Origin of the sequence: Aeromonas sp. ANP5, from assembly GCF_963870295.1 — a bacterium.
GTDB lineage: Bacteria > Pseudomonadota > Gammaproteobacteria > Enterobacterales > Aeromonadaceae > Aeromonas > Aeromonas veronii.
In genome coordinates, this window is the sequence record NZ_CAWMRY010000021.1 from 39,108 (window position 1) to 61,009 (window position 21,902).

General features: G+C 57.2%; 25 protein-coding genes. 9 read left to right on the forward strand and 16 right to left on the reverse strand.

From position 1 onward, the window contains the following. Positions 1-8 precede the first annotated feature (8 nt). Positions 9-596: an FMN-dependent NADH-azoreductase gene (locus AACT07_RS13040; protein WP_069528160.1), complete on the forward strand. Its 588-nt coding sequence runs from the start codon at positions 9-11 to the stop codon at positions 594-596. A 168-nt stretch (positions 597-764) separates the two neighbouring features. Here AACT07_RS13040 and AACT07_RS13045 read toward each other — a convergent pair whose 3' ends face one another. The 4 genes from AACT07_RS13045 to AACT07_RS13060 all read right to left on the reverse strand — a co-directional run bounded on the left by AACT07_RS13045 (position 765) and on the right by AACT07_RS13060 (position 3,148). Then, a complete protein-coding gene (locus tag AACT07_RS13045; protein ID WP_019445847.1) occupies positions 765-944 on the reverse strand; it encodes a hypothetical protein in 180 nt (59 codons plus the stop codon). Between the two features lie 163 nt (positions 945-1,107). Further along, positions 1,108-1,296, reverse strand: a complete 189-nt coding sequence (locus AACT07_RS13050; protein WP_019445848.1) for a DUF4250 domain-containing protein — start codon at positions 1,294-1,296, stop codon at positions 1,108-1,110. A 2-nt stretch (positions 1,297-1,298) separates the two neighbouring features. Continuing rightward, positions 1,299-1,763: a MarR family winged helix-turn-helix transcriptional regulator gene (locus tag AACT07_RS13055; RefSeq protein ID WP_005336856.1), complete on the reverse strand. Its 465-nt coding sequence runs from the start codon at positions 1,761-1,763 to the stop codon at positions 1,299-1,301. Between the two features lie 170 nt (positions 1,764-1,933). Further along, positions 1,934-3,148, reverse strand: a complete 1,215-nt coding sequence (locus AACT07_RS13060; RefSeq protein ID WP_019445849.1) for a UPF0149 family protein — start codon at positions 3,146-3,148, stop codon at positions 1,934-1,936. Between the two features lie 231 nt (positions 3,149-3,379). Between AACT07_RS13060 and AACT07_RS13065 the strand changes: the two genes are divergently transcribed. After that, complete coding sequence (locus AACT07_RS13065) at positions 3,380-4,240, forward strand: CvfB family protein (RefSeq protein WP_005336853.1); 861 nt, start codon at positions 3,380-3,382, stop codon at positions 4,238-4,240. Position 4,241: 1 nt separating this feature from the next. Then, positions 4,242-4,553, forward strand: a complete 312-nt coding sequence (locus AACT07_RS13070; protein ID WP_069528162.1) for a DUF1289 domain-containing protein — start codon at positions 4,242-4,244, stop codon at positions 4,551-4,553. Positions 4,554-4,610: 57 nt separating this feature from the next. Here AACT07_RS13070 and AACT07_RS13075 read toward each other — a convergent pair whose 3' ends face one another. After that, on the reverse strand, positions 4,611-4,934 hold the full coding sequence (locus AACT07_RS13075; RefSeq protein WP_005336851.1) for an HI1450 family dsDNA-mimic protein: 324 nt from the start codon (positions 4,932-4,934) through the stop codon (positions 4,611-4,613). Between the two features lie 147 nt (positions 4,935-5,081). Here AACT07_RS13075 and AACT07_RS13080 point away from each other — a divergent pair, with 147 nt between their 5' ends. Further along, positions 5,082-5,210: a hypothetical protein gene (locus tag AACT07_RS13080; protein WP_019445852.1), complete on the forward strand. Its 129-nt coding sequence runs from the start codon at positions 5,082-5,084 to the stop codon at positions 5,208-5,210. 3 nt (positions 5,211-5,213) lie between these two features. Here the strand turns inward: AACT07_RS13080 and mtgA are convergent, their stop codons facing one another. The 5 genes from mtgA to minC form a co-directional block, all read right to left on the reverse strand. After that, on the reverse strand, positions 5,214-6,005 hold the full coding sequence (gene mtgA, locus AACT07_RS13085; protein ID WP_069528164.1) for a monofunctional biosynthetic peptidoglycan transglycosylase: 792 nt from the start codon (positions 6,003-6,005) through the stop codon (positions 5,214-5,216). Next, positions 5,990-6,316 (reverse strand): HI1450 family dsDNA-mimic protein, encoded by a 327-nt coding sequence (locus AACT07_RS13090; protein WP_005352317.1) that lies wholly within the window; start codon positions 6,314-6,316, stop codon positions 5,990-5,992. Before AACT07_RS13090 ends, mtgA begins: the two co-directional genes overlap by 16 nt. A 197-nt stretch (positions 6,317-6,513) precedes the next feature. Then, positions 6,514-6,780, reverse strand: a complete 267-nt coding sequence (gene minE / locus AACT07_RS13095; protein WP_005336848.1) for a cell division topological specificity factor MinE — start codon at positions 6,778-6,780, stop codon at positions 6,514-6,516. A gap of 2 nt (positions 6,781-6,782) precedes the next feature. Further along, a complete protein-coding gene (minD, locus tag AACT07_RS13100) occupies positions 6,783-7,595 on the reverse strand; it encodes a septum site-determining protein MinD (protein ID WP_005336847.1) in 813 nt (270 codons plus the stop codon). A gap of 18 nt (positions 7,596-7,613) precedes the next feature. After that, on the reverse strand, positions 7,614-8,333 hold the full coding sequence (minC, locus tag AACT07_RS13105) for a septum site-determining protein MinC (RefSeq protein ID WP_069528166.1): 720 nt from the start codon (positions 8,331-8,333) through the stop codon (positions 7,614-7,616). Positions 8,334-8,440: 107 nt separating this feature from the next. On the opposite strand from minC, the gene AACT07_RS13110 reads away from it, so the two are divergent. After that, positions 8,441-8,719 carry a YcgL domain-containing protein gene (locus tag AACT07_RS13110; protein WP_005352312.1) on the forward strand — a complete coding sequence of 93 codons (279 nt, stop codon included), beginning with the start codon at positions 8,441-8,443 and terminating at the stop codon, positions 8,717-8,719. 854 nt (positions 8,720-9,573) lie between these two features. On the opposite strand, the gene AACT07_RS13115 is transcribed toward AACT07_RS13110, so the two are convergent. From AACT07_RS13115 to ppnP, 3 genes are all read right to left on the reverse strand, one after another. Next, a complete protein-coding gene (locus AACT07_RS13115) occupies positions 9,574-10,944 on the reverse strand; it encodes an L-serine ammonia-lyase (protein ID WP_021230001.1) in 1,371 nt (456 codons plus the stop codon). A 275-nt stretch (positions 10,945-11,219) separates the two neighbouring features. After that, positions 11,220-12,605 (reverse strand): L-serine ammonia-lyase, encoded by a 1,386-nt coding sequence (locus AACT07_RS13120; protein ID WP_069528168.1) that lies wholly within the window; start codon positions 12,603-12,605, stop codon positions 11,220-11,222. Positions 12,606-12,759: 154 nt separating this feature from the next. Continuing rightward, on the reverse strand, positions 12,760-13,044 hold the full coding sequence (ppnP, locus tag AACT07_RS13125) for a pyrimidine/purine nucleoside phosphorylase (protein ID WP_005336842.1): 285 nt from the start codon (positions 13,042-13,044) through the stop codon (positions 12,760-12,762). A gap of 270 nt (positions 13,045-13,314) precedes the next feature. Between ppnP and AACT07_RS13130 the strand changes: the two genes are divergently transcribed. Beyond that, complete coding sequence (locus tag AACT07_RS13130) at positions 13,315-14,556, forward strand: dicarboxylate/amino acid:cation symporter (protein ID WP_083249974.1); 1,242 nt, start codon at positions 13,315-13,317, stop codon at positions 14,554-14,556. 1,550 nt (positions 14,557-16,106) lie between these two features. Here AACT07_RS13130 and pfkA read toward each other — a convergent pair. From pfkA to elyC, 3 genes are all read right to left on the reverse strand, one after another. Further along, positions 16,107-17,078, reverse strand: coding sequence for a 6-phosphofructokinase (pfkA, locus tag AACT07_RS13135; protein WP_005336840.1), 972 nt, complete (start codon positions 17,076-17,078; stop codon positions 16,107-16,109). A 149-nt stretch (positions 17,079-17,227) separates the two neighbouring features. Then, positions 17,228-17,983, reverse strand: coding sequence for a triose-phosphate isomerase (gene tpiA, locus AACT07_RS13140; RefSeq protein WP_069528172.1), 756 nt, complete (start codon positions 17,981-17,983; stop codon positions 17,228-17,230). A gap of 135 nt (positions 17,984-18,118) precedes the next feature. After that, positions 18,119-18,889, reverse strand: coding sequence for an envelope biogenesis factor ElyC (gene elyC / locus AACT07_RS13145; RefSeq protein ID WP_069528175.1), 771 nt, complete (start codon positions 18,887-18,889; stop codon positions 18,119-18,121). 101 nt (positions 18,890-18,990) lie between these two features. On the opposite strand from elyC, the gene cmoM reads away from it, so the two are divergent. The 3 genes from cmoM (at position 18,991) to mukE (ending at position 21,902) form a co-directional block, all read left to right on the forward strand. Further along, a complete protein-coding gene (gene cmoM / locus AACT07_RS13150; protein WP_031227571.1) occupies positions 18,991-19,767 on the forward strand; it encodes a tRNA uridine 5-oxyacetic acid(34) methyltransferase CmoM in 777 nt (258 codons plus the stop codon). Between the two features lie 100 nt (positions 19,768-19,867). After that, a complete protein-coding gene (gene mukF / locus AACT07_RS13155; protein ID WP_026034988.1) occupies positions 19,868-21,202 on the forward strand; it encodes a chromosome partition protein MukF in 1,335 nt (444 codons plus the stop codon). Continuing rightward, positions 21,183-21,902 (forward strand): chromosome partition protein MukE, encoded by a 720-nt coding sequence (gene mukE / locus AACT07_RS13160; RefSeq protein ID WP_005336835.1) that lies wholly within the window; start codon positions 21,183-21,185, stop codon positions 21,900-21,902. The genes mukF and mukE overlap by 20 nt, the downstream gene beginning before the upstream one ends.

Genomic DNA, 21,902 nt, shown 5'->3' on the forward strand with positions numbered 1-21,902 from the left:
GTTTCACCATGGCCAATATCCTCGTACTCAAATCCAGCATCCTGGGTCAATATTCCCAATCCAACGCCCTGATCGACGGCTTCCTGGCTGATCATCAGGATGATGCCGTCACCGTGCGTGATCTGGCGGCCCTCAACCTGCCGGTGCTGGATGGCGAGCTGGCCTCCGGCCTGCGCGGTGGTGATAACCTGAGCGAGCGTCAGCTGGCGGTGATCGCCCAGTCCGACGAGCTGATAGCCGAACTCAAAGCGAGCGACTTGGTGGTGATTGCGGCCCCCATGTACAACTTCAACATCCCGACCCAGCTGAAAAACTGGATCGATCTGGTGGCTCGCGCTGGCGTCACTTTCCGCTACACCGAGACCGGTCCGGTGGGTATGGTTGAAAATACCCGTGCGCTGGTGATCAGCCCTCGCGGCGGCATGCACGTCGGCAGCGCCACCGATCTGGTGACCCCCTACATGCGTACCGTGCTCGGTTTCATCGGTATCAAAGAGGTGGATTTCATCTACGCCGAAGGGATGGGGATGGGTCCGGATGCCCAGAGCAAGGGGATGGAAGCGGCCAAAGCGCAGCTTGAGGCTCTGGCTATCTAAGGGCTCTCTATCCCGTCAGGGGTTATCTCTTCAAGGGGTTGCCCCGCCAGATACAAGAACGCAGCCATCAGGCTGCGTTTGTTTTTGGGCTAGATATAATTGCGACAGACGTTGCTGCTACAGAGAGTATCGCGGCAAGCGGTTGGTATAGATGTTCCGGCGGAGTCACTACTCCATCATAAAGCGGCGACAACCGCGCACCAGCAGCAGCGCCACCGTGACCAGCAAGCCAAGCAAGAGGGTGGTCAGCCACTGTTCGGTACTTTGCGGCATGTGGGGCGTGAAGAGGCTGATCATCAACAGGGTACAGAGCGTGATCAACAGGCTCTGTCGGGTCATCAATATCATGGGGTCATCCTTGGTTTGCTCACCTGAAACGATTTTAATGCCCTCTTGTGACAGGGTGATGTATCCGTGCATCACCCTGTTGGGGCTCTTCAGACCATATCAGGTTTTTACCGCAGAGCTAGCGCCATCACTGGCGCTGTGATCCCGATCCCGCTAGCTCTCTTTATCTGAACTGTTTCTGCGCTGGCTGGTAGTGAAAATCGCCGCTGGCGAGCCGCGCTTCCAGTGCTGCCTGATCGATCTCCTGCGCTTTGCAGAGATCATCCAGATCGTCATAGCGATCACGCAGCTGCATATTGACGACGCTCAGCAGCATGTTGATGTCCATGGTGGCGAACTTTTTCAAATCCATGATTATTTCTCCCGATCCAGTGATTGCAGCTGCTCAATGGCGGCGCTGACGCTGTGCAGATGCTGGCGGATCGCCTCGCGGGATTCGCTCGGCAGATAGTCGGTCAGGGTATGTTGCCAGCTGCCAGCTTCACTCTTGAGCTGCAGGAAGAGGGCGAGCCCGGCATTGGTGAGGGAGACCAGGCTGATGCGTTTGTCCTGCTCGCTGCTCTCGGTAAAGATGATCCCTTTTTCGACCAGACGGCGGATCTCGCGGGAGATGCGCACCTTGTCCATGCCGCTCGCCTCGACCAGCTCTTTCTGGCTGATGGGGTAGTTGGGGCCGAGCACCATCATCAGGCGCCATTGCGGCACGGTCAGCTGGTAACGCTGTTCATAAAACTGTTCGAAGGTATCCCGTAGCATCTCGGCGGCATGTACCAACTGATAGGGCGGGTAGTGAGCGAGTAACGCTATGATTTTTGACATATTACACCCTGCTGTGACGGCTGCATCAGATGCAGTTTCTTTTGATACTTTGACATTGATGATACGAAACTCAAGCTGATTTGTCTGACCCGGTTGCGATGAAATGTGCGGTGGCGCACGCCCTCAAGGAAAAACCGGGTCTGACCGACGGGATTTTAAGCCAACGCTGTTCAGCCTTTACGCAACCAGATGAGGGCGTTCTGCTTGAGCCAGGCCTCGCGTGTGTGGATAGCGTAGAGCGCGGCCTCGTCGCGGCTGCCTGCTTGCCAGCTTTGCGGCTCCTGTTTGGGTAGCTTGCGCTGACCCAGCAGGCAGGCCGGAATGTGCGGGTTGGCCTCGATGGCGACCAGCAGATGGGGCTTGGCTGCCTCGGCACCCTCGGTAGCAAAGACCATCAGCGCCTTGTTATAGAGCAACCAGCTGGAGGCTTCATCGAAGCGCACCAGCAGGGCGGCCAGTGCCTGCCAATCCCCTTGCAGTGCATAGAGGGTGGAGAGGTTGTAGCGGCAACCCAGCTCATCGGCCACGCAGATTGTCAGCAGCGCCAGATACTCGGCTTTGGCCTCGCCCAGCTTGCCAAGGCGCAGCAGGCAGTCGGCGCGGCCGGCTCTGGCGGCCAGCAGAGGACGCAGCTCGGGGGCACTCCAGCCGTGGCCGGCGATTTGCTGCCAGAAGGCTTCATCAAAGAGCGGAGTGGCATCGGCGATGATCTTCTCGAACCAGCCGAGGCGGGCCTGATGATCGCGGCAGCTGTCGGCCAGCTCGAACCAGGTCTGCCACTGTTGGGCCTGCTCGCCATTGAGGGCCACATCAGCGCTGGGGGCGGCCTGATACTGGTCGAGGTTGAGCAACTGGTTGAGGGCGGTTTTCATATTCTGGCGCTGGCGTTTGCAGAACTCGACAAAGGGGAGTTCGCTGGCGGCTGCGCTATAGAGCATCTGGGCCATCTGCTTGTCGCGAAACAGGCTCAGCTCGGCGGCCAGACTGAAGCGGTACTGGGTGGTCGGGTCGTTCAAATCCTTCGGCTTGGGCCAGGTGGCAAAACCCATGCTGAAGCCATAACACCATTGACCGAGGGGGTGGCTCTGTTCGAACACCTGCTCGGGGTTATCGCTGGGCAGGCGGCATTGGCTGGGCAGGGCCAGCTGGGCGTCGTCGGCTTGGGATTCCAGCTCGGCGATCAGGTGGTTGAGGGCTTCTGCGCTTTTTTCATCCAACTCAGCATCCTGTTCCAGCAGACCAGCCAGCGGGCGTTGCCAGTCAGGGCTTTCCGGCCCCACCAGACGAGCACAGAGAAAACCGTGCAGGGCCGGGTAGGTCATGTCCTGATCGCTGTGGCTCTGGATCCATTGATTAAGATGGCGGGTACGAGTGGATGGGTTCATCGACAGTTCCTCTGGATTTGAACAGCCGCGAAGTCTACCTAAAAGTGGGGTTATTTGCAGCAAATGGCCGCCTGTTTGGCGATTTAATCACCATTGGCGGATAAGATAATGGCGAAAGAGCGGCCAGTGGTGGCTTGGGGACTAGGCCGGATCACTGCTCTTGAGGTAACATGCGCGCCCATAGGGGCCATGTTCAGTTGGCCCATCCGGGTAATGAAAAAAGAGAGCACCATGATACAGATTGGCAAGATGAACACCCTCACCGTTGTTGAACTCGAAGACCGTGGCGCCTGGCTTGCGGCCGATGAGTACGGTGAACTGCTGCTGCCCAAGCGTCAACTGCCGGAAGGGGTGAAAGAGGGGGATAGCGTGCAGGTCTTCCTCTATCTGGATGCCGATTGCGAGCCGGTGATCACCACCGACAAGCCATTTGCCATGGTGGACGAATTTGCCGGTCTGAAAGTGGTCAATGCCAACAAGATTGGTGCTTTCCTCGACTGGGGCATGAAAAAGGATCTGTTTGTGCCGAGCCGCGAGCAGAACAAGCCGATGCAGGTGGGCCACGTTTATCTGGTGCGTCTGCAACTGGATAACGAAGGGCGCATGGTCGGCACCAGCCGCATCGAGCGTTTCCTGACCCCGGCTGGCAGCAACTTCAAGGTCGGTGACGAAGTGACCGCGCTGCCGGGGGAGCACTCGCCCCTTGGCATCAAGGTGATCGTCAACGGTCAGTATCCCGGCATGCTGTTCAAGAACGAGGTGTTTGGCCGGGTGATGACCGGTCGGCCGCAAACCGCCTGGGTCAAGCAGGTGCGCGAAGATGGCAAACTGGATCTGACCCTGCAAAAGCCGGGTCTGGCGCGTGTTGATGATGCCGGTGAGCGCATTCTGAGCCGGATGAAAAAGCAGGGCGGCAGTCTGGCGGTGGGTGACAAGAGCGAACCCGAGCTCATCTACAAGCTGTTCAGCATGAGTAAGGGCACCTTCAAGAAGGCGATCGGCGGCCTCTACAAGCAGGGCAAGATCGTCATCGAAGATAACGCCATCACTCTGGTGGCCACAGAGACCGACTCGGCAGTGGATAGCGAATAAGATGCCGAGCCCCTGTGTTGGCCTCTGCAAGGCGAAAGATGGGCTTTGCCTTGGTTGTGGCCGCACCCTGAGCGAGATCGGCTACTGGTCGGCGATGGATAGCAAGGCCCAGCTGGCGGTGATGGCCGAGCTGAATGGCTCGAAAAGCACCCACTGCTGTCCGGGTTGTGGCGAACCGGCCTATTGCGCCGTCTCTGCCGGTCAGACCATCGCCCAGTGCTGGTGCAGCCAGTTGCCGGTATTGCCGATGCAGGAGGCCAGCGCTTGCTGGTGCCGCCGCTGTCTGGCCAAGGCCATCGCGGCGCAGGATTAGCAGAGAACAGAAATAAAAGAGAATACAGAAACAAGAAAGGCGCCGATGGCGCCTTTTTTATGCCTGCTGCTGGCGATGCCAGCGCACATGCACTTGATCTTCGGTCAGCAGACGGGGCAGCAGGAAGGTGGCGAAGATCACCTCAAACTCATCCTGATGATCCAGTAAACCGACCCACACTTCGACCCAGCGCTCCATATCGACCGGCTCACCCAGCTCGGTCGACCAGTCGGCATTGGGCAGAGTCGCCTCCACGGCGCCACGCTGCTCAAACTCCAGGGTGATGTCGACAATTTGTTCGGGGGCCAGCATATCGGCGGCCTGCTCAAGAAACTGATCATAGGCCCATTCGACCAGCTGATCCGGGGTACGCTGTTCCATGAAATCACTCCAGATACATCGAGGTTCGCTACTGTAACAATTATTGGCTGTGGCGGCCAGACCAGTGCGCCGGGCGTGGCTGGCCTGTCCAAGTTGCCGTTGGGGGAGTATGGTTAAGGCACGGATCATCTGGCAGGGAGTAAGGGGATGAAGCAGCGGGGACGGCGGCAACAGATCAAGCGACGGCGCGAGGCCTGGTGGTGGCACTATCTGCCGCTTCACCGCGAGACGGTGGGCGGTCATCTGGGCCCACCGGAGAAACCCGATGAGCCCTGAGGATCAGTCGGCCTGATGCACCCGATTGAGGGTGATCTGACCCAGTTGCCCCATCTGGCGGCGGATCCAGACCGAGCGCTTCTGCACATAGGGTGAAGGGGGCTTGACCCGATAACGCCACGGATTGGGCAGGGCGGCGGCCAGCAGGGATGACTCGTAGCGGGTCAAGCGGCTGGCCGGTTTGCCAAAGTAGGTGCGGGCGGCGGCTTCGGCGCCATAGATGCCGGGGCCGAACTCCACGATATTGAGATAGACCTCGAGAATGCGGGCCTTGTCCCAACCCAGCTCCATCAGCAGGGTAAACCAGGCCTCCAGCCCCTTGCGCAGGAAACTGCGATCACTCCACATAAAGAGGTTCTTGGCGGTCTGCTGGCTGAGGGTGCTGGCACCGCGTACCCGTTCGCTGTGCTGGTTGTGCTTGAGTGCCGCGTTGATGGCATCCATGTCAAAGCCGTTGTGATCGGCAAAGCGCTGATCCTCGGCGGCGATCACCGCCAGTTGCAGCTCCTTGGAGATGGACTCCAGATCTACCCATTGATGGCGCACCTGGGTGATCTTGGCGGGCGGAAAGAGGGCCCGCTCGATACGCCAGCTCCACATCGGCGGATCGATAAAACGCAGCAAGGCGACCGAGCCGACCGAGCAGATCAGCCCGGCCAGCGCGATCTTGCCTGCCCACCTCAACACCCGGCGCCCAAACGATGCAGATGCGCGCACGGGGGCTACGGCGTCAGGGTCAGACTCCCACTGATAATGGCTGGGATCATCGGGATCCGGAATTATTGGGGCAGCCATTCGATGTGGCAGAACTTCTCGTCAACACGGCGGGAGAGCAGCATGCGGGCAAACAAGTGCTCATACTCTTGTTCTTCATTGCCAAGGCCAACCCAGATCTCGGCATAGTCGGTGTCGCTCACGGCAAAACCCACGTCCGCTTCCCAGTCATCGGCCGGGTCGGTTTCGGCCAGCAGGCCGCGATCGTTGAACTCCTGATTGAAGCGGGCGATCTCCTGCTCCGGCAGGTTGTCAGAGGCCAGCTCCATAAAGAGTTCGAGGGCGGTATCGAGCAGTTCCTCGACGCTGTGCATTTCGTCATTCATAGACATAAGCGGTCTGTTCCAGAAAAGAGAAAAAGGTGCCAGCGCAGATCACTGCCTGCGGGGCGGCGCTATTCTAGCTGTCGGCAGACCCCTTGGCGAGATGAGGCGAGCCGCTGTGGCCTGTTTTTGTGCCAATAAAAAACCGGATCCAGTGACAGGATCCGGTCTTCATTGGGGGAAGGGGTCACGCATAGGGCGTCAGCTCATCCCTTCTTGTCATCGGCGAAGGTGATGTTGAGCTCCAGTACCGACAGCTCATCACTCTTCTGATCCAGTTGGACGGTTATCTTCTCCGGATCAATGTTGACGTATTTGCGGATCACATCGAGGATATCCTGCTTGAGTTGGGGCAGGTAATCCGGCCCCCCTCTGGATGAACGCTCGTGAGCAACAATGATCTGCAACCGCTCTTTGGCCAGTTGTGCGGTGTTCTGTTTCTTGTTGGAACGAAAATAATCCAATAATGACATGTTTAACTCCCGAACAGTCGGCTAAAGAAGCCCTTCTTCTCTTCTTCCAGAAAACGAAATTCCTTGGCATCGCCCAGCAGGCGGGACACCGCATCTTCGTAGGCCTGACCGGCATCGGACTCCTTGTCCAGAATGACCGGTTCGCCGGAGTTGGAGGCGCGCAGCACCGCCTGGGACTCCGGGATCACCCCGAGCAGCGGGATGGCCAGGATCTCCTGTACATCCTGCACGCTCAGCATGTCGCCGCGGTTGACGCGGGTCGGGCAGTAGCGGGTCAGCAGCAGGTGCTCCTTGATGGGGTCTTCACCACGCTCGGCGCGGCGGGACTTGGAGGCCAGGATGCCAAGGATGCGGTCGGAGTCACGCACGGAAGAGACTTCCGGGTTGGTGGTGACGATCGCCTCGTCGGCAAAATAGAGCGCCATCAGTGCGCCCGCCTCGATCCCCGCCGGGGAGTCGCAGACGATGTAATCGAACTTCATCTCTGCCAGCTGATCCAGGATCTTCTCGACCCCCTCACGGGTGAGGGCATCTTTGTCCCGGGTCTGGGAGGCTGGCAGGATAAACAGATTTTCCGAGCGTTTGTCCTTGATCAGCGCCTGATTGAGGTTTGCTTCCCCATTGATGACGTTGACGAAGTCATACACCACGCGCCGCTCGCAGCCCATGATGAGATCCAGATTTCTCAGACCGATGTCAAAGTCAATGACCACTGTCTTGTGACCACGCTGGGCTAAGCCGGTGCTCAGGGCCGCACTGGTTGTGGTCTTGCCAACGCCACCTTTACCCGATGTAACGACTATGATTCGCGCCATTCTCGCTTCCTTGTAACTCTATTTGATACGGTCTATTCGGAGTTGTTCATTGTCCAGCCGGACGTGTACCGGTTGCTGGATCAGGCCTGCCGGCAATGCATCGCTCAGCTGGAATGTGCCCGCGATGGAGAGCAGCTCGGCCTGTAATTGCTGGCAATAGATCCGGGCCTGGGTATTGCCCCGGGCACCGGCAATGGCTCTGCCACGCAGGGTGCCATAAATATGAATGCTGTCGTCGGCGAGCACTTCAGCTCCCGGACTGACGGACCCCAGCACCACCAGCGAGGTGCCGGCGGCGTAAATTTGCTGGCCGGAACGAACCGGTCCCACATGTACCTTGCTCGGGATCAAGGGGGCGGGTTCTGGCTCGGGAACCACCTCAGGGACGGCTGGCGCGGGGGCAGGCTCGGGTTCCGGTTCGCTCTTGCGACTCTTGCCCGAGGCCATCACGGCCAGTCCCACCGCCTTGGCGGCTGTCTTCATCTCTTCACTGCGCGCACCCGTGATGCCGACCAGCACAAACTCTTCGGACTCCACCAGCTCCTTGAGCTGTTCGAAATCGGGAATATGTTCCAGTCGGGAAACATTGATCACCAGCGGCGCACAATTAAAAAAGTAGGGTGCCTGGGCCACTTTTTCGGCCAACAACTGACGTATCCGCTCAGGCTCGCCATCGCTGATATGCAACACAGAAATAGTGAAGGTGGTCCCTTTCAATTCGTTATCGCGCTCAACCATGAATCTTCCCCGAGGCAGAGATGCTAATCCGTTATTGTTATTCAATTCCTGATGTTATAGTTTGCCCCCATCAGAGGCAATAAACTCGTCGGATTATATCAATTTCCATGTTGTGTGCAGTCTATAAAAGTCGCAAAAAAGCCGAGACCTACCTTTTTGTTGAAAAAAGAGAGGATTTCTCCCGCGTTCCCGCGCCATTGCTGAGCGCATTCGGGCGTCCCGAGCTGGTGCTGATGACCAAGCTGGATCCGGCCAAGCCCTTGGGGTTGGCTGATGTCGGCAAGGTGATGGCCGCGCTGACCAACCAGGGGTTCTACCTGCAGGTGCCGCCGCCCCCTGAGAATTTGCTGGAGCAGCACAAGGCCAGCCTGAAAAAACCATCCTGAATATCCAGCCCCGTTGTGCGTTCTGCCCAGCGGGGCTAATTCTTTGTGACTCTACATGACGCATTCCGGCCCCGGAGAGGTGGCCTGCGATAATCCCGTGACAGGATCTGGCCAAATTAAACCCTCCCTTTGGTGATATTCACTTTTCGTTGTTTAAATAGAAAGTCAATCTGCTCCCAACACCATATCCTCAACCTTTGCTGGCGCTCACAAAAATAGCGAGTGGCGCGCACTCATATCCTCCATTTCAACGGCTATTGGCTCATTCATCGATTATTTTCAGCCTCTTCCTTGGGCGCTTTTTTGGCCTCCACTGCGTGATGATTTGTCCATCAAAGGGCGCGTAAAGAAGACGATGATAACTGTGCTAAAACCAGTTTGCGCGATGCGCTGTGGCCAAAATGATGAGCTAACCCCCTGTTTGTGTGCTTGATTGTTTGCCCTGATCACGAAAGTGCCACATAGGTGGAAATCAATGTGGCGGCGTGATAATCCGCAGGGGGAGTGGTAACCGCGTCTTGCCAAACAAGGGTATGCCCAAAGTGGAGGGGATTGAGCTTAGGGGCCATCTCGATATCGATTAGTTGTGAAACCGTGACAGGGGCAAGATAGCGGGTCAAGGTTATTGGCAGGGTAGAACGTCGCTTCCAATCCATTGAGACGAGTTAATCAAGGTATGTAATTAGAGAGGTATGCAGACAAGGCAATCCGCATTGCGGTGGCGTAGCAGGGTATATCAGCGACGCCCAACAGTGAAATGGTCGGTATGCCGGTATAAGTACCTGGCATCCCATTCGGGCAATAAAAAAGGCGGGATATCCCGCCTTTGTTCAGATGAGGGTCGCAACCCTTATTTATTCGCAAGCAACCTGCATCACCTTGATGGCCAGACCACCACGGGAGGTTTCACGGTACTTGGAGTCCATGTCCTTGCCGGTGATGTACATGGTCTCGATCACCTTGTCCAGGGAGACGCGCGGCTTGGAGGTACGACGCAGGGCCATACGGGAGGCGTTGACCGCTTTCATGGCTGCGATGGCGTTACGCTCGATGCAGGGCACCTGTACCTGACCGGCAACCGGATCACAGGTCAGACCCAGGTTGTGTTCCATACCGATCTCGGCAGCTTCGCAGACGTGCTCCGGGCTGCCGCCCATCAGCTCGGTCAGACCGGCAGCGGCCATGGAGCAGGAGACACCCACTTCACCCTGGCAGCCCACTTCGGCGCCGGAGATGGAGGCGTTCATCTTGTAGAGGATACCGACGGCACCGGCAGCCAGATAGAAGCGGGTGTATTCGTCGCGGCCAACCGGCTGGATGAACTTGTCGTAGTAGGCCAGTACGGCCGGGATGATACCGGCAGCGCCGTTGGTCGGGGCGGTGACCACGCGGCCACCGGCAGCGTTCTCTTCACTGACTGCCAGAGCGAACATGTTGACCCAGTCAACGATGTTCATCGGATCGCTCGAGAGGTTCTCGTTGGTGTTGAGCTGACGGTAGAGCGGCGCGGCACGACGGGGTACGCGCAGCGGGCCGGAGAGCACGCCTTCGGTACGGCAGCCGCGCTCGATACCTTCGCGCATGGTGTTCCAGATCTTGCCGAACTTCTTGTAGATCTCTTCCGGAGTGTTGAAGCACTTCTCGTTTTCCATCATCAGAGCAGAGATGGAGAGACCGGTCTGGCTGCAATGGGCAACCAGCTCGGCGGCGCTCTTGAACGGATAGCGTACGGACATGTCGCCGCTGTCAGCCTTGCCGAAGTTCTCTTCGTCAACGATGAAACCACCACCGATGGAGTAGTAGGTCTTGCTGTAAACCACTTCATCTTCAATCAGGGCGGTCAGCTTCATGCCATTTTCGTGCAGCGGCAGGGCTTCGTCGTGGAATACCATGGCGTCTCGCGGGAAGCTGACGGTGTGGCAGTGCAGGCCGATCGGCAGGCGCTCGGTCTGTTCAACACGGGAGATAAACTCGGGGATGGCATCGATATCGACATTTTCCGGCAGGTTGCCAGCCAGGCCCATGATGATGGCAGTGTCGGTATGGTGGCCTTTGCCAGTCCAGGAGAGGGAGCCGTAGACATCGACATTGATGCGGGTGATATCGCGGATCTTGCCGCCCGCGCGCAGCTCGTCAACAAACTGTTTGGCCGCTTTCATCGGGCCAACAGTGTGGGAAGAAGAGGGGCCTACACCGATTTTGAAGATATCAAAAACGCTGATCATGTCACTATTACCTCAGGGTAGAAGGGGGCGGCATGCCCACTCACAGAAATTTGGGAGATCCATGGAGCGCGCTTGTCAGCGCAGGTCACAGAACCAGATAACCGTAGTGTAACGGCTCCAGACCTAAAAAAAGTTGAAATAGATCTATTTTTGTTGAATCTGAGGCGCGAGTATAAAATTTATTTTTGTGCTTATCCATTTTGTTAAGCGTTTGCCCATAAAAATACCCGGCGATGCCGGGCATTTCGGAATCAAATGGATTCATTTTCCGTTTTTTAACATTCGGTAATGTTAACGGCGAGGCCGCCACGGGCCGTCTCCTTGTATTTGGTCTTCATGTCGTTGCCGGTCTCCCACATGGTCTTGATCACCTTGTCCAGCGATACCTTGTGTTCGCCGGTGCCGCGCAGGGCGAGGCGGGCGGCATTGATCGCTTTCACTGCGCCCATAGCGTTGCGCTCGATGCAGGGCACCTGCACCAGTCCGCCGATGGGATCGCAGGTGAGGCCGAGATTGTGCTCCATGCCTATTTCGGCGGCGTTCTCCACCATGGCCGGGCTGCCCCCCAAGAGTTCGGTCAGCGCCCCGGCGGCCATGGAGCAGGCGACACCCACTTCCCCCTGACAACCCACTTCGGCGCCGGAGAGGGAGGCGTTCTTCTTATATAAGATGCCGATGGCAGCCGCGGTGAGGAAGTAGCGGATCAGCGTCTCGTCATCCACCTTGTGAACAAAGCGATCGTAGTAGTGCAGCACGGCGGGGATGATGCCCGCAGCGCCATTGGTGGGGGCGGTCACCACCCGGCCACCGGCGGCGTTCTCTTCATTGACGGCCAGCGCAAAGAGATCGACCCACTCCATCACCATCAGCGGATCCTTGTTGAAGTTGGTCTCGCAGCTTAGCTGGCGGAACAGCCCCGGGGCGCGGCGCCGAACCTTGAGGCCGCCCGGCAGCACCCCTTCGCTTTTGCAGCCTCGCTCGACGCAGCCCTGCATCGCCTGCCAGATCTTGCGCAGCCCCGCTTTTATCTGCTCATCGCTGCGAAATACCCGCTCATTGGCGAGGATAAGTCCCGAGATGGAGAGGCCGCTCTCCTGACAGTGGGCCAGCAGTTGGGCGCCGCTGTCGAACGGGTAGGGGACAGGATGTTCGGCATCGGACTTGGCGGCCTCTTCTTTAGCGGTGGCAAAGTGGCTCTCTTCAATGATGAAGCCGCCACCGATGGAGTAGTAGGTCTGGCTGAAGCGCAGGTTTTCCTCTTTATCAAAGGCGCGCAGAGTCATGCCATTGGTGTGGGCCGGCAGGGTTTTGCGGCGGTTGAAGATGATGGCACCGGTGCGGGGAAAATGGCTTGGTTGCTCGCCTGCCAACTGCAGGCTCTGCTCATTTTCCACTTGAGCCAGAATGGCGGGAATCGCATCGATATCGACCGATTCCGGTTCAAAGCCCGATAACCCAAGAATGATTGCCTTGCCGGTACCGTGCCCTTTGCCGGTCTGGCCCAGCGAGCCGTAACACTCCACTTCGACCCGCGTGACCAGTGGCAGATGGCCTTGCAGCTTGAGCTGCTGGACGAAGGCGTAAGAGGCACGCATGGGGCCGACAGTATGGGAAGAGGAGGGGCCAATTCCGATGGAAAACAGGTCAAACACGCTGATCATGACATCAATCCGGTGATGGTTTATGTCTGTTTATTCTAGGATTTTTGCCGTGGATGGAAAGCGGGGATGTGCGGTGCTGTGACATGGACACAGATAATAGGGCTGGGGGTTGCCCAAGAAGGTTGAAGGGGCTGATCCCCTTCAACCGGCCTGATCAGTCGAGAAATTCGCACAGATAAGCTGTGGGGGTTTTCACTTCCAGTTTGAAGGAGGAGTGACCGGCCACCAGGAAGGATTCACCCTGGCTGTAGGTGTGCCACTCATCTTCATCAGCCAGCTGGATGGTGAGGGCGCCCTTGATCACTGTCATCCGTTCGGGGGCGGCAGTGTTGAACAGGTAGTCACCGGCGTTCATCACCCCGACGGTTGATTTCTCGCCTTTTTGTTCGAAACCGATGGATTTTACATTTCCGTCGAAATACTCGTTAACTTTCAGCATCTTTACATCCCTGTGTGTACGTTTGTGCAGCCAAACTAGCACAATCTTTTGCCAGTTGTCATGGGGGATGAGGTAAAAATAGCCGAGACCGCTTTGAATCTTCACTTTTTCGCAAACTTATTAATAGCCAAGGTTAATGATTTGCTGATTTAAAACAGCAATTAAATGTGAGATAACACGCGCAAACAGGGGAATGGGCAGCCGCTCATTCCCCTGTTTGGTTAATTGCACTGGGAAAAGTGTGAATTTTGCTACATAAAGGAACATATTGTGTTAACTAAAGGACTCATTAAAAACATCGGCTTCCAGGTTGTGGTCGCCATGGTACTGGGCGCAGTGGTCGGCGCGTTCATGGGTGAACAAGCCACCGTGTTTGCACCGCTCGGTACCCTGTTTATCCAGCTGATCAAGATGCTAGTGATCCCGCTGGTGGCGGTAGCCATCCTCTCCGGCGCCGCCAATCTGGGCGCCAGCCCGGCGGCGGGCAAGATCGGTGCAGCGACGCTGGCCTTCTTTCTCGTGACCTCCGCGTTGGCCGTGTTGCTGGCACTGGTGATGGGGCAGATCTTCAAACCGGGTGTCGGGGTCGATTTCGCTTCCGTTGCCTCTATGTTTGGTGGTGACTATGCCGATAAAGGGGCGTTGCCGGATGCAGTCGCCACCCTGCTTGGCATGATCCCCACCAACGTCTTCAACTCCCTCAACGAGGCTAACATCCTGCAGATCCTGGTGTTCTGCATGTTCCTCGGCATTGCGCTGGCCAAACAGCCGCGCGAGCGGGCCAAGCCACTGGTCGATGGGCTCAATACCCTGGTGGATGCCTTCGTCTGGATGATCAACAAGGTGATGATCATCGCTCCGCTCGGGGTGTTCGGTCTGATGGCGGAAGCCATCGGTACCTATGGCTTCGACGTGCTGACCTTGGTGCTCAAGCTATTCGTGGTTTATGTGGCTGCCATCCTTATCTTCGGCTTTGTGGTCTACCCGCTGCTGGTGATGATGTTCTCCAACACGCCGGTAATGAAGTACCTCTCTGCCATGAAGAAGCCGCAGATCGTGGCCTTCTCCACCGCCTCTTCCATGGCGACCCTGCCGGTCAATATGGAGACCTGCGAGCATGATCTGAAAGTGACCAACGCGACCGCCTCCTTCGTGTTGCCGCTGGGTGCCACTATCAACATGAGCGGCAACGCCATCTATTACGGTCTGGTCGCCATCTTCTTCGCGCAGGTTTACAACATCGATCTGAGCATCGGCGCCTGGGCGGCCATCATTGTGACCTCCACTCTGGGGGCGATCGGTCAGGCTGGTGTGCCGGGCCCAAGCTTCCTGGTGGTTGCCGTGCTGCTGGCGGCCGGGATCCCCATTGAAGGGTTGCCGCTGCTGTTCGCGCTGGATCGTCTGTTCGACATGATCCGCACCTCCCTCAATATTACCGGCGATGCGGCCTGTGCTGTCATTGTTGACCGCTTCAGCCCGGAATATGACCCACAGCGCTGGAACAAGGCATAACTGCTTTGAGCTGGGCTGAGATATAACAGCCTTAAGCTGACACTGCGTAACGCGAGCCCCTGCCATGATGGCGGGGGCTTTTTTATATTTGCCGGACAAGTATCAGAGCAAAGGTGTGCACAAGAGATTGCTGACGGATGTAGCTGTGTTGAATGGAGAGCACGGGAGGGAAAACATCAGTTGTGGGCATGGGCCGTATGGCGTCAACCGGCCTGTTGTAGATGCCGGGGGAGGGGATTGTCAAACGGCGGGTAACAAAAAGGGGAGCCTTGCTCCCCTCAGATATGATCTGCTGCTGGTTCTACTCCATCAGGCCATATGGTTAAACCATCCTGGTTACACCCTTGTGGCGAAAGAAACAGCGTCAACGTGATGAAATCATATCTATGTTGACCATCTCGGCATTATTACTGAAAAGCGCCAGTTGGTGGCGATTAAACAGACATGGCAAAGAGGGTCGGTCCGGATTGATGCCTCTCTATCCGGCTCAGAACTGTGACAGTGAGGGCAGAGAGACAGCAACCAGGGTGAAAAACACCGTGAAAACGGCAGTAACGACAAACTCTTTCATTTTTCTCTCCCTAAGTTGTTGGTTGATGTAGTCAAGATACCATAACAAGGGGGTAAAACAAGGTGTAAGTTGATAAAATAGCTGCTTTATGTGTGTGGTTGGTTGAGATGGCTATTTTTGTCATACTGAGCTGATTTTATCACCTGCTATGGCATGTTAGGCATTCAAGATTCTGTTTTTATGGTTATTTCATTTAAATTCAATTAGTTGGTGAGCTGTTGGCTGGTTTGGTGAAGGGTTTTGTATGGAGCTTAAGTGGCGTTTTATAAGTTTTCACCCTCGTAATAGTGTCATTGAGGCCATAAAAAGTGCGCAAGGCAATGATTTGACGATTCCTGACGTAGATAGCCCATCCAAAAGAAGTTTATGGAGAGAGTCTGGTTGCCAACCCTTGTCACACCATCACTTTATCAGGCCGATGTCTCCGCATTTTTACAGCAACACTTCGCTTTACAGGGGGGAGAACCATGGATTGGGGGGATACGGATTGGCAGCTGGCTGTTTTATCACCACCAATTTCCCCGTTGGCCTAGGAGTAGACATGGCCGCAGCAAGAGTGAGGTGCGCAATAGGCCAGAGGCGTATTCTCTGGCTGGGCTGGGCTGGGCTGGGCAGGGCAGGGCAGGAGCATGGTTGGGGAAGATATCTGAATACCTTCTACAAGATTGAGATATAAAAAGCGGCGTATGACGAGGAGGCTGAACAAGTTCGTTTCAGGGTCGACAGAGCACAGGTCAACGCAATCCGGTTCGCAGTGATAAAACATCCACGACAATACCGGAACTCTGTTCGTAGGCTGAAGCCGGTTGCTGTGAGGAGAGGAAGGCTGGTGATCTGTCAGATGGCGCAAGGGTTGGTAATCAGGCAACCCGTATGGTGAGGGGCACACAGCGTGCCGATGCACCCGTTTTTGTAAGATATTAAAAAACCCTCCGATGGAGGGTTTTTGTCATCAACAGCCGGTAAAAAGCCGCGTGGCTTAGAACAGGGTGGTGGAGAGGTTGTACAGCTCCTGATCGAACGGACGCTTCATGTTCTCGATGCAGTCGATGATGTCGTGGTGTACCAGCTCGTTGCGCTGGATACCGACGCAGCGACCACCGTGACCAGCCAGCAGCTGCTCTACGGCGTAAGCACCCATACGGCTGGACATGATGCGGTCACGGGCAGTCGGGGCACCGCCACGCTGGATGTGGCCCAGGATGGTGGCGCGGGTTTCACGACCGGTCAGGGCTTCGATGTCTTTAGCCAGTGCGTTCACGTCGGTAACGTGCTCGCAGATGGTGATGATGGCGTGCTTCTTGCCCTTGGCTTCGCCTTCCTTGATCTGCTTGAGCAGCTTCTCTTTGTCGAAGGCTACTTCCGGCACGATCACATACTCGGCACCACCGGCAACGGCGGCAGACATGGCCAGATCGCCACAGTGGCGGCCCATGATCTCGACCACGGAGATACGGTGGTGGGAGCTGCAGGTGTCACGCAGACGGTCGATGGCGTCAACCACCACGTTCAGAGCGGTATCAAAACCGATGGTGAAGTCGGTACCGGCGATATCGTTGTCGATGGTGCCCGGCAGGCCGATGCAGGGGAAACCCTCTTCGGTCAGCTTCTTGGCACCCATGTAGGAGCCGTCACCACCGATGACGACCAGCGCATCGATACCGTGCTTTTTCAGGTTTTCGATTGCTTCGGCGCGCACTGCGGGGTCTTTGAAGGCAGGGAAACGGGCGGAGCCGAGGAAAGTACCACCACGGTTCACCACGTCGGAGACGCTGTGACGCTCCAGCTTGACGATGCGATCCTGGTGCAGACCGAGGTAGCCATCATAAATACCGTAAACTTCCAGGCCATGATGCAAACCGGCGCGAACCACGGCGCGAATGGCTGCGTTCATACCGGGTGCGTCGCCACCACTGGTCAAAACACCAATACGTTTGATTTGTTTGGTCATGAGTGCCTCTGGATCTGAGTTGTCAAATACGAATGTTTAAACAGACAAGCCACTTTTACTATATCGGCTTTCATATGGGATGCGGGGGCCACCATAGGAAAAGCGATACAAGAGAGGGGACGAGCCCCTCTCTTTGCCGTCATCAGCGATTACTTGGCAGCGCCAGCGATGATCTGGGAGAAGTCGTCCACTTTCAGGGACGCACCACCGACCAGGCCACCGTCGATGTCCGGCTGACCGAACAGGTCGGCTGCAGTGGCGCCAGTGACGGAACCGCCGTACAGGATCTGTACTTTGGCAGCAACAGCGGCATCAAAACCGGCCAGGTACTGACGGATGTGAGCGTGAACGGACTGAGCGATCTCCGGAGTGGCAGTCTTGCCAGTACCGATGGCCCATACCGGCTCGTAAGCGATAACGGCGTTGTTGAAGGAGGCGATGCCGCAACGGTCGATAACGGCTTTCAGCTGGGTCTCAACCACGCTTTTGGTCACGCCGGCTTCGAACTGCTCCAGAGTTTCACCGATGCACAGAACCGGCACCAGGCCGCCTTTCTGGATCGCTTCGTACTTGGCAGCAACCACGTCGTCAGTCTCTGCGTGCAGGGTACGACGCTCGCTGTGGCCGACCAGAGAGTAGGTGCAACCAAAGGCTTTCAGCATGGAGGGGGCGTTTTCGCCGGTGAAGGCACCAGACTCGTGAACGTCAGCGTTCTGGGCACCGTAGGCAATTTTGCTGCCAGCGGTCAGTTGTTCAACCAGACCCAAAAAGATAACCGGCGGGCAGACGGCGACTTGCACAGAAGGATGAGCGGCAGCAGCCGGGGTCAATCCTTTGATCAGAGCTTCTACAGAAGCTTTGGTGCCGTTCAGTTTCCAGTTACCCATTACCAGGTGCTGTCTCATCTTGTATATCTCCTAGGCATTTGATTGCGCGACATTATATGAATTGAACCGAGCCCAAGATAGCTGACCCGGCGGCAAATGACGTAATTTTTTTTCGCTTTCCTGATCCAAATCAGGAATGAAACGCTTGATCGCTCATTCGTTAACCTGCCCCCGCAAGCGAGCCCACCATACCCCAATCCATTCGTGGATGGCAGCTTCGGAATACATCAGATAACGCCCTTTGGGTAAATAACTGTAGAGGGGCTGGGGTACCTGGCTCTGCTTGGCGGTGTAGTCGGTGGGGGCCGGCACGGCGTTTAGCCCCTGACCCTGATAGAGGGCCATGGCACGTGGCAAATGAGTGGCCGAACTGACCAGCGCCACCTCTTTTCCCTTGAGGTGGCGGCTGATACTGACCGCCTCATCATGAGTGTCTTTGTTGTTTTCAAACAACGTCATCCGCGAACGGGGAATGCCGAGGCTCTCGGCCATCCGGGCATTGACCTCGGCATTGGAGAGGGTATCCCCCGATACATAGCCGGAGAAAACTAGCTCGGCGTCGGGATAGGCCTGGGCAAGACGCACCCCTTCGAGAGTCCGTGCCAGCGAGATATTGTTCTGCCAACTACGCATCGGTACCGCCGGATCGCTGACATGACCGTTGCCGAGCACCACGATGGCGTCGATGTTGGGATGCTGGCTCACCTCGAACGGCGGGAAGGTCTGCTCCAGGCCGCGGGCCAGTTCATAGCTCACCGGTCGCATCCCCATCAGCGCCACAATGAGCAGCGAGAGAGTGGCCAGCAGTTTGCCGGTTTTCTGAAAACGGGTGAACCAGAGCAGCAGCAGGGCGACCAGCAGCAGGGAGAGGGAGAAGGGGAGCGGCATCAACAGCTGACCCAGCCACTTTTTGAGCACAAACACGACAGACACTTCCTTGAGTTTTCAGCAAATTCGGGATGTGACAGAATACCTCTCTTTTTTGGGATGGCCACAACCCTGTGGCGCTAATGTTGAGTTTCTCCTTGAAGCACGATCAGAGTTTTGACGGGCGCGCCGACAAGTTCGCCCGCAACATTTACGACTCCACCAAGGGGCGCATCCGCACCACCATTGTCTGGAGCGACATCGAAGCCTGCCTGGCCCGCCTTGGCAACCGACCGCTGCGCATCCTCGATGCGGGGGGCGGTTTTGGCTATTTTGCCCAGAAGCTGGCGGCCATGGGCCATCAGGTGGAGCTGTGCGATCTGTCAGCAGAAATGCTGGAACTGGCCCGCAGCCAGATCGCCGAGAAGGGGCTGGAAGACAAAATCCGTCTCATCCATTGCCCCATTCAGGATCTGAAGCAACACGTGACCGGTACCTTTGATCTGGTGCTTTGCCATGCGGTGCTGGAGTGGCTCGCCGAGCCGCGCCAGACCTTGCTGGGTCTGTTCCCTTTCGTCAATGCCGGGGGCATACTGTCGCTGCTTTTCTACAACCGTCATGGCCTGCTGTTCCAGAGCCTGGTGGTGGGCAATTTTGACTATGTGCGCCTTGGCCTTCGCAAGAAGCGCCAGACAGCGCTCACGCCCACCAATCCCCAACTGCCGGAGCAGGTCTATGACTGGATTGGTCGCGGGGGGCTGCGCATCATCGGCAAGACCGGGGTGCGGGTGATCCACGACTATATGCGTCACAAGCAGGATCAGGTGGAGAAGTTCGACGATCTGCTGGCCATGGAGCAGCAATATTGCCGTCAGGAGCCTTTTGTCGCCCTCGGTCGCTATATCCATGTGATGGCCCAGAAGCCGGCCAGCTGATTGCTCGCGGTTCACTTCGATGTGAACCATGTTTTCGATGCTACCGGATGTAGCCGCGCGCACGATTTTGCGCCCAATACAACAACGAGATGACAACATCATGATGAGTACATCCCGTACCCTGCCAGAGCGTTCTTTGCCGGAGCTAGTAGGGTGGGTCAGGCAGGAGGGGTTGGCGTTGAGCCTGCCGACCGACCGGCTGGCCTTTCTGATTGCAATCAAGACGCTATCCGAAGATGAGTCGGACCTGTCGGAAGCGGCGCTGCACGACGCCTTCGGCTATGTCAGCAGCGCTTTCGGCCAGATGGACGAGACCCTTACCGGTCGCGCCAACAACGCCATCAACGATCTTATTCGCCAGCAGCTGCTGTCGCGCTTCAACACCGACATGGTGGCGGGGGAGAGTCTCTACCGCCTGTCGCGCCTGGGTGTGAGCATCGTCGACTTCTTTATGGATCAGCGTCAGGTTGACTCCATCAAGCTCTCCATTCTGCTCGAACACCTGGCTGCCGAGCTCGACACAGCCCGCAAGGCGGCGCTTGAAACCAACACCCGCGAGCAGTGGGATGCCGAGGTGCTGCCGCGCCTCACCTTCTCGCTGGAAGAGACCCTGGGACGTATCGATCTCACCCAGCGCGCCATGGATGAGCAGCAGAATCAGGTCAAAAGCGAAATCGCGGCCCTGCTGACCCAGAACTGGGTCGATGCCATTCACAGCTGCGAAAAGCTGCTGCACGAGACCGGCCAGACCCTGCGCGAGCTGCAAGATACCCTGGACGCTGCCGGCCACCGCTTGCAGGCGGGGCTGCTCAACATTCAGGAAGCGGCGCAGGGGCGCGACGATCTGTTCCACGTCGAGGAGCTGACTCACGCCTTGCAGGGGCGTCTTGACGTCATCACCAGCTGGGGTCAGCAGTGCATCGAGCTCTGGTCCCGCTACGACAGGCACGTCCACAAATTTATCCGCAACGCTATCGACATGGACAAGAACCGCGCCTTCAGCCAGCGGCTGCGCGAGTCCATCCGCAATTTCGAGCAGCACAACTGGCAGCTGCGGGTGGCCGAAGAGCCCCGTCTGCTGGAGCTGCGCGACGAAACCATCGCCATCCACGACGAGGAGGTGACCGGTGAGGTGCCCCTCGAGATGGAGTACGTCGAGATGGTGGATATCAACCAGGAGCTGGCCGAGCGGATCGAGCGCTATCTGGCCCGCTACCCCGAGCAGGGGCAGCAGCTGGACTTGGCCGATGTGCTGCGGGAATATCTGCTGGACTACCCGGCCCATGCCCACTTCGATGTGGCGCGTCTTCTGATCGACCAGGCCGTGCGCCTGGGCCATGCCAGCGGCGAGCGCGAACTGCATCGCCAACCCGCATGGAAACCCATTAACCAAGCTGGATCCAAGGTTCAGGCCTATGTCATTGATCAATTCTGAGTTTCCCTTGCCGCTGCGCCTCGCAGAGGCGATTGCCAACCCCTTGTTTCCGCGCATCGACACCGCCTTGCGCTCCGGTCGCCACATCAGTGCCGACGAGTTCGAGCAGCATTCGGCGCTGGTTGAATATCACAGCGAGCTGGAGATCTTCTACGGCCGCTATCAGGTGGAGCTGATCAAGGCGCCGGAAGGCTTCTTCTACCTGCGCCCGCGCCCGAGCTCGGACATTGGCACCACTGTGCTCTCCGAGCTCGATATGCTGGTGGGTAAGGTGCTCTGTTACCTCTACCTGAGCCCGGATCGTCTGGCTTCGGAAGGGGTATTCGCCATGGCCGAGCTGCAAGAAGAGGTGCTGAGCCTCGCTGACGAGAAGCAACTGCTGCGGATGGTCAACAGCCGCTCCGGCGGTACCGATCTCGACAAGAAGAAGTTGCTTGAAAAGATCCGTACCTCCATGCGTCGCCTGCGCCGCCTTGGCATGATCACCGCCCTTGGCAACGGGGATAAATTCCGGGTCAACGAATCGGTGTTCCGTTTCGCCGCAGACGTGCGCTCCGATGAAGATCCGCGCGCCGTTCAGCTGCGGATGATCCAGGAGGGTGAAGCCATCTTCCACGACGACGAAATGCCGAGCAGCGACTCACTCTTTGATGACATCGAGGCGGATCTCGATGAAGAACAACTGGATCTGGAGGTATAA